The sequence below is a fragment of the Pseudomonas kribbensis genome (genome assembly GCF_003352185.1).
In the GTDB taxonomy this organism is placed as follows: Bacteria; Pseudomonadota; Gammaproteobacteria; order Pseudomonadales; family Pseudomonadaceae; genus Aquipseudomonas; species Aquipseudomonas kribbensis.
Genome location: NZ_CP029608.1, coordinates 5,488,488 through 5,500,881, shown reverse-complemented (window position 1 = coordinate 5,500,881; position 12,394 = coordinate 5,488,488). Strand labels below are relative to the sequence as shown.

General features: G+C 61.8%; 11 protein-coding genes. 6 read left to right on the top strand and 5 right to left on the bottom strand.

All coding sequences use genetic code 11. The annotated features are described in order from the left end of the window. Positions 1-37 precede the first annotated feature (37 nt). Complete coding sequence (locus tag DLD99_RS25145) at positions 38-673, top strand: pseudouridine synthase (RefSeq protein WP_114885720.1); 636 nt, start codon at positions 38-40, stop codon at positions 671-673. Here DLD99_RS25145 and DLD99_RS25140 read toward each other — a convergent pair. Together DLD99_RS25140 and DLD99_RS25135 are read right to left on the bottom strand one after the other, a co-directional pair. Beyond that, complete coding sequence (locus DLD99_RS25140; protein WP_003228500.1) at positions 668-877, bottom strand: DUF2788 domain-containing protein; 210 nt, start codon at positions 875-877, stop codon at positions 668-670. The genes DLD99_RS25145 and DLD99_RS25140 overlap by 6 nt on opposite strands. 106 nt (positions 878-983) lie before the next feature. Further along, positions 984-1,463, bottom strand: coding sequence for an Lrp/AsnC family transcriptional regulator (locus tag DLD99_RS25135; protein WP_007909658.1), 480 nt, complete (start codon positions 1,461-1,463; stop codon positions 984-986). A 456-nt stretch (positions 1,464-1,919) separates the two neighbouring features. Between DLD99_RS25135 and DLD99_RS25130 the strand changes: the two genes are divergently transcribed. Further along, entirely contained in the window at positions 1,920-2,954 is a 1,035-nt protein-coding gene (locus DLD99_RS25130; protein ID WP_114885718.1) for a DUF6515 family protein, read from the top strand. On the opposite strand, the gene DLD99_RS25125 is transcribed toward DLD99_RS25130, so the two are convergent. Then, positions 2,948-3,844 carry a cation diffusion facilitator family transporter gene (locus DLD99_RS25125; protein WP_114885716.1) on the bottom strand — a complete coding sequence of 299 codons (897 nt, stop codon included), beginning with the start codon at positions 3,842-3,844 and terminating at the stop codon, positions 2,948-2,950. The two genes, DLD99_RS25130 and DLD99_RS25125, sit on opposite strands and share 7 nt — an antisense overlap. Positions 3,845-3,859: 15 nt before the next feature. After that, positions 3,860-4,279: a polyribonucleotide nucleotidyltransferase gene (locus tag DLD99_RS25120; RefSeq protein ID WP_114885714.1), complete on the bottom strand. Its 420-nt coding sequence runs from the start codon at positions 4,277-4,279 to the stop codon at positions 3,860-3,862. 108 nt (positions 4,280-4,387) lie between these two features. Between DLD99_RS25120 and hrpB the strand changes: the two genes are divergently transcribed. Further along, positions 4,388-6,907, top strand: a complete 2,520-nt coding sequence (hrpB, locus tag DLD99_RS25115; protein ID WP_114885712.1) for an ATP-dependent helicase HrpB — start codon at positions 4,388-4,390, stop codon at positions 6,905-6,907. A gap of 92 nt (positions 6,908-6,999) precedes the next feature. Further along, on the top strand, positions 7,000-8,148 hold the full coding sequence (locus DLD99_RS25110) for an ATP-binding protein (protein ID WP_114885710.1): 1,149 nt from the start codon (positions 7,000-7,002) through the stop codon (positions 8,146-8,148). 87 nt (positions 8,149-8,235) lie between these two features. On the opposite strand, the gene DLD99_RS25105 is transcribed toward DLD99_RS25110, so the two are convergent. Beyond that, a complete protein-coding gene (locus tag DLD99_RS25105; protein WP_085697589.1) occupies positions 8,236-9,150 on the bottom strand; it encodes a LysR family transcriptional regulator in 915 nt (304 codons plus the stop codon). Between the two features lie 238 nt (positions 9,151-9,388). Here DLD99_RS25105 and DLD99_RS25100 point away from each other — a divergent pair, with 238 nt between their 5' ends. Next, entirely contained in the window at positions 9,389-10,882 is a 1,494-nt protein-coding gene (locus tag DLD99_RS25100) for an aldehyde dehydrogenase (protein ID WP_114885709.1), read from the top strand. 32 nt (positions 10,883-10,914) lie between these two features. Next, a complete protein-coding gene (locus DLD99_RS25095) occupies positions 10,915-12,285 on the top strand; it encodes an aspartate aminotransferase family protein (RefSeq protein WP_114885707.1) in 1,371 nt (456 codons plus the stop codon). Positions 12,286-12,394 lie beyond the last annotated feature (109 nt).

The window sequence follows — 12,394 nt, the reverse complement described above, 5'->3', positions numbered from 1 at the left end:
GCATTAGCAGCCCCGACCGTTAGATGTTTTTTTGCCCATGTCCCGTCCCCAGCGTCCACCTTCCCGCCGCCTCGGCGCGAAGCCGTCCTCTTCAGCCCCGCGTCGTGTCGCCAAGGCACCGCCGGCCGAGCCGAAGCTGATTCTCTTCAACAAACCGTTCGATGTGCTGACGCAATTCAGCGACGGCGAAGGGCGGGCGACGCTCAAGGATTACATCGACGTTCCGGGCATCTACCCGGCCGGGCGGTTGGATCGTGACAGCGAAGGCTTGCTCTTGCTGACCAACGACGGCCAGTTGCAGGCGCGGATCGCCGACCCCAAGCACAAGCTGGCGAAAACCTATTGGGTGCAGGTCGAAGGCGTGCCGACGGCCGAGCAGTTGCAGCGCCTGCGTGACGGTGTCGAGCTGAATGACGGCAGGACCTTGCCCGCCGAAGCGCGGCAACTGGATGAGCCTGAACTGTGGCCGCGCAATCCACCGGTACGCTTTCGCGCAACCATTCCGACAACCTGGCTGGAACTGGTGATTCGCGAAGGGCGCAACCGCCAGGTGCGGCGAATGACGGCGGCGGTAGGGTTGCCGACGTTGCGGCTGGTGCGGGTCAGGATTGGTGACTGGACGATCGAAGGGCTCGATCAGGGCCAGTGGAAAGAAGTGCCGGCGCGCTTATAAGGCGCCGGACTCGATCAGGCCGATCACCACACTCTTGATGATGAACGCGGCCACGCCCAGGCCCAGCACGAAGAACAGAATGAACGAGCCGAAGCGCCCGGCCTTGGACTTCTTCGCCAGATCCCAGACGATGAAACCCATGAAAATGATCAGGATGCTGACCAGGCCGGTCATCATCCACTCTTCAAATACTGCTGGATCCATCGGGCATCTCCGGCGCTGTGCGGCTGAAAGGGCGGCCGGGAGTATACGCCAGCGGCGAACGACGCAGCATTGACCTGCGTCGGTGTGCCGCAGTCATTCGTCGATTTCAGCTACGCAGATGAGTCAGCGGCAGCTCGGTGCTGTTGAGCACCTGATTCAGCACAAAGCTCGACCGAACGCTGGTCACGCCTTCAATCCGGGTCAGGTGCCCCAGCAGCAGCTTCTGATAGTGATCCATGTCCGGCACCACGACCTTCAGTTGATAGTCGGCATCCACCCCGGTCACCAGGCTGCATTCAAGCACCTGCGGCAAGGTGCGAATCGCCGCTTCGAAGTTCTCGAAACGCTCCGGCGTGTGCCGGTCCATGCCGATCAGTACGTAAGCGGTCAGGCTCAGGCCGAGCATCTTGCGATCCAGCAGGGCCACCTGGCGCGAGATGTAGCCGTCGTCCTCCAGTTGCTTGACCCGGCGCGAGCACGGGGAGGGCGACAGACCGATGCGCTCGGCCAGTTCCTGGTTGGAGATGCGGGCGTCGCGCTGCAATTCCGCCAAAATGCTCAGGTCGTAACGGTCGAGTTTGCTCATCAATCGGTCCTTTGTCCTAACTATTGCGGCGGATTATCTATCCAGGGTTAAAAATTGCGCAAGTGGTGTTTAATTGAGCAATCTTCGCAATCATCTGTCGCGGCCTCGGGCCTATCCTTATCACCAGAATCACTGCTCGGTAACACAGTCCACTGCGGCCCGCCCAATCAGGCCCGCCGCGGCCGCCGCCCCCACCGGGGACGTGCCGGCCCCCGAGCTGCACACTGTCCAGAAGACGGCGTGAGGTGAGCCGACGTCAAAAGCGTCGAGCCAGGACGAAGTTCTCTAGAAGGGAGGCCGACGGGTCTCCCTTTTTTCTTGCCCGCGATTTGACCTCGTTCGCTCAATAAATAAATGGCGTGACTGATAACCTGTTGCAGAACCCGGTGTGCCCCTTCCCGGTCTTAGCTACAAGCCCTACTTAATTACAGGGTCCGGCCCGCAGTGAGGAATTTCATGAAGTCGCGTATCTGGCGTCTGGCCAGTGTAGGTTTGCTGTGTGTAAGTGTCTGTGCGCAGGTACTGGCCGATGAGCCGCAGAATCGCGGCCCCGAGGGTGGCGGTCGCGAGCGGGAGCATCAGGGCCACAACGAAGGCCGTGAAGGCAACAACCAGCCACGTCCGCAAAATCAGCCGCAGCAGAATCAGCCGCGGCCGCAGAACAACGAAATCATTCGCGGCGACAACAGCCGCCAGTTCGAGCACAACGGCCAGCAGCACAACAATGGGCAGTGGCAGAACCAGAATCGCCCACCGGTTCAACCTGCGCCGGTTCATCAGCCGCCGCCACCGGTCAACAATCTGCCGATCCAGCCACGGCCCGATACCGTGCGCCAGACCCAGGAACCGCGTCAGGGCTACTACCGCGACGAGCGCCCGCAGAATGGCTACCACCAGAACTGGCAGACCGGCAATCGCCCCGATGACCGTCGCTGGCCGGGTCGCCCCGACGGGCATGGCAACGGTTGGGGCCCCGGGCCGCAATACCGGCCAGGCCATGTGATCGACCGCTTCCCGGATCGTGACTTCCGCGTGCCGTATCGTGGCCAGGATTATTTCTTCTCTGGCGGCTACTGGTATCGCCCGCAAGGTCCGCGATATGTCGTGGTTCAGCCGCCACGGGGGATCCGCATCCAGTACCTGCCGGATTACGCCCGTGAAGTGTGGATCGGCGGCTCGCTGTTGTTCCTGGCGGCAGGCTCGTACTACGCCTATCAGGAAGCGACCCAGGATTACGTAGTGGTCGAGCCGCCGGTGCAGCAGCCTCCGCAACCGACAAACAACGGTTATGACGTGGAAGCGTATCCGGCCAACGGCCAGTCGCCGGAGCAGGTCCAGCAGGACGGCTACCAGTGCTACCAATACGCGGTACAGCAAAGCGGTTTCGATCCGCGTACCGCGACCTACCAGCCCGCACCTGAAGTGGTGCAGGCCTACCGCCAGGCCCAAGGCAATTGCCTGAGCAGCCGCGGTTATCAGGTCAACTACTGAGCCCGGGCGGCTTTCACCACTTCCTGCGGGTCGGCGTGCACCAGCACTTCGGCCCGCGGGTAGGCAGCGTGGATCGCATCGGCGGCCTGATCGCTGATGCCGTGGGCGACTGACAGCGTCAGCTCCCCCGGCAGTTCCAGGTGCAACTGCACGAACCAGTGATTGCCGGAAATCCGCGTACGCAGATCATGGGCGCCCAGCACACCCGGCACGCCGCACGCCAGTTCGAGCATGTGCTGACTGACATCCACCGGCAGCTCTTCATCCATCAACACCGAAAAACTTTCCCGGGCGATCTGGATCGCGCTCCAGAGGATGTACACGGCAATCCCCAGACCGAACCACGCATCCAGTTGATGAAAGCCCAGACCCGCCAGGATCAGGGCGATCAGGATGCTGCCGTTGAGCAGCATGTCCGAACGGTAATGCAGCGAGTCCGCGCGCACGGCGTTGGAACCGGTCTGCTTGATCACCCGATGCTGCAGCATCAGCAGCGCCGCCGTCAGTACCAGCGAAAACACGATCACGCCGATGCTGATCCAGGGCGCGCCGAGCGGTTCCGGTTGCTGGATGCGCTCATAAGCCTGAAACGCAATCAGCACCGCACTGCCACCAATGAACAGCGCCTGCGCCATGCCCGCCAGGGATTCGGCCTTGCCATGGCCATAGCGGTGATCGTCATCCGCCGGGCGCAGCGCGTAGTGCACCGCCAGCAGATTGAGCAACGAAGTGACGCCATCGAGGGCCGAGTCGGTGAGGCCGGCGAGCATGCTCACCGAACCGCTCAGCCACCAGGCGATGGCTTTGGCGATGATCAGCGTACAGGCCACCGCCACCGAGGCGCGGGTCGCCAGCCGCAGCAGGCGGGCGTGTTCGGGGCTTGTGGTCATGGGTGCGTTGATTCCTTATGCGGCAGGTTGCAGGCCGAACATCGCCAGTTGCTGGGTGCTGCCCTTGTGCTGGATCAGGCGCGGGTCATCCAGCGGCAGGTTGCGGCCCAGTTCTGTTTCGAGAATAGCCTGCAACTTGAGGTTATCGACCTGACCGTCCGGGCCGACGGCTTGCTTGAGCTTGGCCGGATCGACCTGCGCCGTGCGGCCCGGTTCGAAATAGATCGCGCCGGTGGTGAAGTCCACGGCAAACGCGATCACGCCGGGAAGGATATAGAACAGCAGGCCCACGGCATCGAGCACGGCAATCGCCGGGTCGATCTTGCCGTCGATCTGGCCGCGCCGGTCGGGGTAGAAAATCGAACCGCACGCGGTGATCTGAGTAAGCAGGGTGGCAACCAGTACACCGCCGATCAGGCGAAAAGGTAAGCGCATGGGAATCTCCTGAGTCATCTGTTAACGAAGCGTCATCGTGTGAAGTTAAGACCCTGACGAACGCCTGGCAGTTCGCCGTTATACTCGCCGCTCTGTTTTGGAGCCAGCATGATTTCTTTGCCGATCGATGACGTTTTACCCGCCCTGCGTGAAGCCCTCGCGACACGCCACGAAGCCGTGCTCGAAGCACCGCCCGGCGCCGGTAAAACCACCCGCGTGCCCTTGGCCTTGCTCAATGAAGCGTGGCTGAACGGGCAGACCATTCTCATGCTCGAGCCCCGTCGGCTGGCGGCGCGCGCAGCAGCGGAACGGCTGGCCAGCGAGCTGGGCGAGAAGGTCGGTGAAACCGTCGGTTATCGCATTCGCCTCGACAGCAAGGTCGGCCCCAATACACGCATCGAAGTGGTCACCGAAGGCATTCTCACCCGGCGTTTGCAGGACGACCCGGCGCTGGAAGGCGTGGGCCTGCTGATCTTCGACGAATTTCACGAACGCAGCCTCGACGCCGATCTGGCGCTGGCCCTCAGTCTGAACGGTCGCGAACTGTTTCGAGCTGAACAACCGCTGAAGATTCTGCTGATGTCCGCCACCCTCGAAGGCGAACGTCTGGCCGGTTTGCTCGACGATGCACCGATCCTGCGCAGCGAAGGCCGGATGTTCCCGGTGACGATGCGCTGGGGCCGGCCGTTCCAGCCCGGCGAATACATCGATCAGCGCGTCACGCAAACGGTGCTCGAAGCCCTGCACGATGAAACCGGCAGCCTGTTGGTGTTCCTGCCGGGGCAAGCGGAAATCCGCCGTGTCCATCAGCAACTGTCGGATGCCATCGGTGAGCGCAGCGACGTGTTGCTCTGCCCGTTGCACGGCGAACTCGACCTGAATGCCCAACGTGCCGCCATCGATCCGGCCCCGGCGGGCCAGCGCAAAGTGGTGCTGGCCACCAACATCGCCGAGACCAGCCTGACCATCAACGGCGTGCGCGTGGTGATCGATGCCGGGCTGGCGCGGGTGCCGCGTTTCGACCCGGGCAGCGGCATGACCCGCCTCGACACTCAACGGATCTCCAAAGCCAGTGCGACCCAGCGTGCAGGCCGGGCCGGGCGTCTCGAACCGGGCGTGTGTTATCGCCTGTGGTCGCAGGATCAGCACGAACAACTCGCGACTTATGGCAGTGCGGAAATTCTGTCGGCGGATCTCGCCGGCCTTGCCTTGCAACTCGGGCGCTGGGGCGTGGCGCCGAGTGATCTGATCTGGCTGGACGTGCCGCCAGCGGCCGCTTATGCACAGGCTCAAGACTTGTTGCAGCGCCTCGGTGCGCTGGAGGGCGAAAGCCTTAACCGCCACGGTCAGGCCATGGCTGAGTTGCCCGCGCATCCGCGTATCGCGCATTTACTGCTGCGCGGTCAGGCGTTGGGGCTGGCGACCATGGCGTGCGATGTCGCCGCGTTACTCGGTGAGCGCGACATTTTGCGCGGCGCCGGGGCGGATCTGCACAGTCGTCTGGTGCTGCTGTCCGGTGAAGAACGTGCGGCGCGCGGAGCTCAAGGCGGCGTGCAGCGTGCCCGGCAACTGGCGCGGCAATATCGTGGTTACCTTCGCGGCAAGGCGAGCGAGCCGGTCAGCGATCCAGATCACCCGCGCTGGCTCGGTGCGCTGCTGGCACTGGCCTACCCGGACCGCGTCGCCCAGCAGCGGCGTGCCGGTGGTGCCGAATATCGTCTGGCCAATGGCCGAGCGGCGTTGTTCGCCGAAGCCGACAGCCTGATGAAGGAACCATGGATCGTCATCGCCGACCTCGGCAGCCGTCAGGGCCAGCGCGAAGAGCGGATTTATCTGGCGGCGGATTTCGATCCGGCGCTGTTCGATTCGGTGCTGGCCGAGCAGGTGCACAACGTCGATCAACTCGACTGGGACGAGCGCGAAGGCGTGTTGCGCGCCGAGCGTCAGCGCAAGGTCGGCGAACTGATCCTCAGCCGCGAACCGCTGACCGGTCTCGACGAAAACGCCCGCAGTCAGGCACTGGTCAATCTGGTGCGGCGCAAAGGTCTGGAGCTGCTGCCGTGGACTCCGGAACTACGCCAGTGGCAGGCGCGAGTCGCCTTATTGCGCCAGCTCGATCTGGACGCCAAGGGCGACAGCCAATGGCCGGATGTCAGTGACGCCACGTTGCTGAAAACCCTCGAAGACTGGCTGATGCCGTACCTGGGCAAAGTCTCGCGCCTCAGCCATTTCGCCAACCTCGACCTGTCGAGCATCGTGCGTAATCTGCTGCCGTGGCCGCTGCCACAGCAACTCGATGAACAGGCACCGCATCACCTGAGCGTGCCGTCGGGCTCGTCGATTCGCCTCGACTACAGCGAACAGCCACCGATTCTCGCCGTGCGCTTGCAGGAGTTGTTCGGCCTCGCCGACACACCGCGCATCGCTGGCGGCCGGCAAGTGGTCAAGTTGCATCTGCTGTCGCCCGCACGGCGTCCGGTGCAGGTGACGCAGGATCTGGCCAACTTCTGGCGCAGCACCTATGCCGAGGTGAAGAAGGATTTGAAGGGGCGGTATCCAAAGCATTATTGGCCGGATGATCCGCTGGTGGCTGAAGCCACTGCGCGGGCTAAACCGCGAGGTACGTGACAGAAGGCATTCAGGAAAGGCTTCCATCTTTCTCAATTATGCGTAATTATTTTATTATTCATAAATTATGAATTTTTACATAAAGGCCCATAATGACCCCGGAAACCAAGGACTCGTTGCTCTTCCCTCGCACCAACCTGGCTGAAGGAATCCTGGTCACTTTCGAGTCACGCCTGCAGAACGCCGCGACGATATTCGCGCCTCGGCGCAAGGGTAAAACCACCTTTCTGATCAACGACCTGATACCGATTGCCAAGGCACACGGTTTTATTGTTGCAACAGCAGACCTGTGGTTTGACAAGGCGCATCCTGAGCGGGTGATCGCGGGTGCGTTGTATGAGGCCATCCACGGCGCAGGGTTCTTGCGACGCAACTGGCTGAAACTCATGCGACCGGGTTCTCTCGTCCAGTCGGTGGAGGGCGGCGCCAGTACCGACGGCGTCACACTGAAGGCCGAACTGGCGAAGGAGGGCGGACTGAACCTGATCGAGCTCTTCGAGCGCTTCCGGATACTCGGTAACGGCAAGGCGCTGCTGATCATCGATGAGGTCCAGCATCTGGCGAGCCGAAAAGAATTCGAAGACTTGACTGCTACGCTCCGTTCGCTACTGCAGCACGCGCACGGTGAAGTCTTTGCAGTGTTTACAGGGTCCTCTCAGGACGGCCTGCATCGAATGTTTCGTCGTACCAGAGCACCGTTCTATCAGTTCAGCCACGAGATCCAGTTTCCTAATCTTGGTCTGGAATTTGTCCAGCATCTGGGCCAGCGGTTCCGTGAAATCACCGGACGGGAGTGGGAAGTAAACGCCGCTTTCGAGCGTTTTGCTGCCCGGGGATACATGCCCAAGTACATTCGCGACGTATTCCTGCTGTGTCTCACTGAGGGGCTCAGTGTGCGAGATGCAGACCATCGAGCCTGGAGCACCATGACGGACGAAGGCAACTTCGAGAACCTGATCCTGGAGATGGCACCTCTGGATTTCACCGTACTTATCGGACTGGTGAAGGGCCTTTCAGTTTTTTCTACCGAAGGACGCGAATGGATTGGCAGCGAGATGCCCGGTGGCCACGTGCCCAGCGCGGCGACGGTTCAGACTGCCCTGAAGCGCCTGCAACGCCGCGACCTCGTCGGTAACCTCGGGCATGGTGAGTGGGCGATTGAAGACATCGCCATGGAAGGTTACTTGCGTCGAAATTTCGTTGAAATCGACCCACAACTCGGTACGGAAAACGATCAATAGGTTCTTTGGGTTGCTTGCGTCGGCTTTCTGAAGACAACCTGAGGTTTATAAAGCATCAAAAGATCGCAGCCTGCGATCTTTTGGTTTTTATCGGCCGGCCTTCGCGGTCAGCTGCTCCCGACAATAATCGGCAAACAACTGCGCCGGTTTGGTCAGTTGTCCGCGTTTGAGCCACGCGGCCACCAGGCCTGAACCGGTGACGTCTTCGACGATGTCCACGCACACGACTTTCTTGCCGTCGTAGGTGCATTCCGAATGCGGGCGGGTGACCAGGATCGAAAAACCGAAACCCTGGCCGACCATGCCGCGCACCATTTCGATCGACGGCGAGCTGAACTCGATACGCGGCGACAGGCCGAGTTCTTCGAACAGGCTGACGAAGTAGGTGCGGCTCGGTTGCACGTCGAGCAGGATCATCGGCTCCAGGCACAAGTCCCGCAGCGAGACCTGCTTGAGCTGGGCGAAGCGGTGATCTGCCGGCAGCAAGGCGTAAGGCCGTTGGGCCGGCATCAGCGGTTCGGTTTCGATGGTAGCGTCGAGGTCGTGCTTGTACAGGATTGCCAGATCGAAGGTGCCCGAGGTCAGGCCTTGCACCAGTTCCTGTTGTTCGCCGTCGCGGATGCGGATTTTCACTCCGGGATACAGCGCCGAGAAACCTGCAATCAACTGCGGCAAATACAGTGGCGCGACGGTTTCGAAACAGCCGATATCGATCTGCCCGGCCACCACGTCGTTGTCGGCGAGGGCGTTCTGTTCGAACTCCTTGGCCATGCGCAGCAGTTCCTGGGCCTTGCGGAAGAACCGCGCGCCGCTCGGTGTCAGGGACACGCCCTGGGCGTGATGGCGGATGAGCAGTTGCACACCGAAGCTGTCTTCCAGCCCCTTGATCGCCGTCGAGATCGCCGGTTGCGCGATGTACAGCTTGCGCGAGGCTTCGGCGACGCTGCCGCATTCGACGGTGGTGATGAAGTATTTCAACTGACGCAGGTTGTAAGCGGCCACGGTGAACCTCAAAGCGAACGGATTTCACATCCAAGCAATTTGTACGCCGCCGGCCTCCGTTCTGTCGGCGGTTTTTTTGTCCCTGAACAATAGCCTCATACGCGCGCGAGGGGGCCACCGGCTGGTTACCTTTTTTATTGTCTGCGAAGACATTTTTACTGGTTTTGGCTCGCGCCGGCCTGAGCGACTATCGACTGCAGCCGTTTATAAAAGAATAAAAGTCCAAGGAGCATCCACCGTGTTCGAACTTGCAGACTGGCAGCGCAAGGCCGCTGAATTGAGCTATCCGTACCAGGCCGTGATCGACGGCAAGCTGCGTGCGGCGCAGTCGGGGCAGACCTTTGCCGCGATCAACCCGGCCACCGGCCAGTTGCTGGCAAACGTCGCTGCGTGCGGAGAAGAGGATGTCGATGCGGCGGTGCGCAATGCGCGGCAGGTGTTCGAGGCCGGCACCTGGGCCGGGCGTTCGCCCACCGAGCGCAAGCAAGTGCTGCTGCGGCTGGCGGATCTGATTCTGGCTAATCGCGAAGAACTGGCGCTGCTCGATTCGCTGAACATGGGCAAACCGGTGATGGACGCTTACAACATCGACGTGCCGGGCGCCGCCGGGGTGTTTCGCTGGTACGCCGAAAGCCTCGACAAACTCTACGATCAGGTCGCGCCGAGCGCCTCGAATGTGCTGGCGACCATCACCCGCGAAGCGCTGGGCGTGGTCGCCGCCGTGGTGCCGTGGAATTTCCCGCTGGACATGGCCGCGTGGAAACTCGCGCCGGCGCTGGCTGCGGGCAACTCGGTGATCCTCAAACCCGCCGAGCAATCACCGTTTTCCGCATTGCGTCTGGCCGAACTGGCTCTGGAAGCCGGATTGCCGGCCGGCGTGCTGAATGTGCTGCCGGGTCTCGGCGAGCAGACCGGCAAAGCCTTGGGCCTGCACCCGGATGTCGATTGTCTGGTGTTCACCGGCTCGACCCAGGTCGGCAAATATTTCATGCAGTACTCCGCGCAATCGAACCTCAAACAGGTGTGGCTGGAGTGCGGTGGCAAGAGCGCCAATCTGGTGTTCGCCGACTGCAAGGATCTGGATCTGGCGGCGCAGAAAGCCGCGTTCGGGATTTTCTTCAATCAGGGCGAAGTCTGTTCGGCCAACTCGCGATTGTTGGTGGAGCGCTCGATTCATGACGAGTTCGTCGAGCGACTGAAGGCTCAGGCCGAACGCTGGCAACCGGGTGATCCGCTGGACCCGGCAAGTGCGGCGGGGGCGGTTGTCGACACCCGTCAGACCGAAAGCATTCTGCGCTTCATCAACCAGGCCGAACGTGATGGCGCGACCCGCGTCTGCGGCGGGCGGCAACTGAGTTTCAACGGTTCGGACAACTTCGTTCAGCCGACGATTTTCACCGACGTGCAGCCGCACATGACCCTGTTTCGCGAAGAAGTGTTCGGCCCGGTGCTGGCGGTGATTCCGTTCGATGACGAGGCCCACGCCTTGCAACTGGCCAACGACAGCGTCTACGGTCTGGCGGCGTCGCTGTGGACTGACGATCTGCACCGCGCGCATCGGGTGGCGCGGCAATTGCGAGCCGGTACGGTGTCGGTCAACAGCGTCGATGCGCTGGACGTGACCGTGCCGTTCGGCGGCGGCAAGCAGTCCGGTTTCGGCCGCGATCTGTCGCTGCACTCGTTCGACAAATACACCCAGTTGAAAACCACCTGGTTTCAACTGCGCTCATGACAGCCGCTCACAACAAAAAAGGAGATCCGGCGATGACCACCTCACGTGAAACCCGCGACTACCAGGCCGCCGATGCAGCGCACCACATTCATGCGTTCGTCGACCAGAAGGCCCTCAACGACGAAGGCCCACGGGTGATGGTGCGCGGCGAACGCCTGCACTTGTGGGACAACGACGGTCGGCGCTACCTCGACGGCATGTCCGGGCTGTGGTGCACCAACCTCGGCTACGGGCGCAAGGACTTGAACGCGGCGGCGAGCCGGCAACTGGAGCAGTTGCCGTACTACAACATGTTTTTCCACACCACCCACCCGCAGGTGATCGAGCTCTCCGAGCTGCTGTTCAGCCTGTTGCCGGGGCACTACAGCCACGCGATCTACACCAACTCCGGCTCCGAGGCCAACGAGGTGCTGATCCGTACCGTGCGCCGTTACTGGCAGGTGCTGGGCAAGCCCGAGAAGAAAATCATGATCGGCCGCTGGAACGGCTATCACGGTTCGACCCTGGCCGCGACGGCCCTCGGCGGCATGAAGTTCATGCATGAAATGGGCGGGATGATTCCCGACATCGCGCACATCGACGAGCCGTACTTCTTCGCTCACGAAGGCAACCTGACGCCAGCTGAATTTGGCTTGCGAGCCGCGCAGCAACTGGAAGCGAAGATCCTCGAACTGGGCGCCGACAAGGTCGCCGGCTTCATCGCCGAACCGTTCCAGGGCGCAGGCGGGATGATCTTCCCGCCGGAAAGCTACTGGCCGGAAATCCAGCGCATCTGCCGCAAGTACGACGTGCTGTTGTGCGCCGATGAAGTGATCGGCGGCTTCGGTCGCACCGGCGAATGGTTCGCCCACGAATACTTCGGTTTCGAGCCGGACACCCTGTCCATCGCCAAGGGTCTGACCTCCGGTTACATCCCGATGGGTGGCCTGATCCTGTCGAAGAAAATGGCTGACGTGCTGGTGGAGCAGGGCGGTGTGTTCGCTCACGGTCTGACCTATTCCGGACACCCGGTGGCGGCGGCGGTGGCGATTGCCAACCTCAAGGCCCTGCGTGATGAAGGCGTGGTGACGCGGGTCAAAGATGACATCGGGCCGTACCTGCAACAGTGCCTGCGCGAGGTGTTCGGCAATCACCCGCTGGTGGGGGATATCCAGGGCACGGGCATGGTCGCGGCGTTACAGCTGGCCGAGGACAAGGCCACCCGCAAGCGCTTTGCCAATGAGAACGACATGGCCTGGCGTTGCCGCACGATCGGTTTTGAAGAGGGGGTGATCATTCGCTCGACCCTTGGGCGGATGATCATGGCGCCGGCGCTGATTGCCAGCCGTGAAGAGATTGACGAGCTGGTGGGCAAGACCCTGAAAGCGGTTGATCGTACGGCGCAGGAATACGGCCGGCTCTGAGATATTCGTAAAGCTCAAGGGCCCCTTCGCGGGCAAGCCCGCTCCCACAGTTATTGGGGTGGATCACAATTTTGTGAACGTCCGATAAACCTGTGGGAGCGGGCTTGCC